This window comes from Pseudomonas moraviensis subsp. stanleyae (assembly GCF_036283065.1).
GTDB lineage: Bacteria > Pseudomonadota > Gammaproteobacteria > Pseudomonadales > Pseudomonadaceae > Aquipseudomonas > Aquipseudomonas stanleyae.
On the sequence record NZ_JAADJI010000038.1, the window covers coordinates 1 to 334 of the forward strand.

A 334-nucleotide genomic window follows, 5' to 3' on the forward strand; every position below is an offset into this window, starting at 1 on the left:
CGAGCTCCCACACGAATTGCTTGATTCATTGAAGAAGACGATAGAAGCAGCTTTAAGCTCCAAGCTGATAGCTCTGAGCTAACAGTTACAAGCTCGAAATTGGGTCTGTAGCTCAGTTGGTTAGAGCGCACCCCTGATAAGGGTGAGGTCGGCAGTTCGAATCTGCCCAGACCCACCAATTTTGTTATGGGGCCATAGCTCAGCTGGGAGAGCGCCTGCCTTGCACGCAGGAGGTCAGCGGTTCGATCCCGCTTGGCTCCACCATAAACTGCTTCGAAGTTTGAGAGTTTAGAAATGAATATTCGCATTGAATATTGATTTCTAGTCTTTTGAT

The 334-nt window shown here is 48.2% G+C and carries 2 tRNA genes; both read left to right on the forward strand.

The annotated features are described in order from the left end of the window. The first annotated feature begins 101 nt into the window (after positions 1 to 101). Positions 102 to 178 (forward strand) — tRNA-Ile (locus GXB78_RS28000). A 10-nt stretch (positions 179 to 188) separates the two neighbouring features. Next, a tRNA-Ala gene (locus GXB78_RS28005) sits at positions 189 to 264 on the forward strand. Positions 265 to 334: the final 70 nt, after the last annotated feature.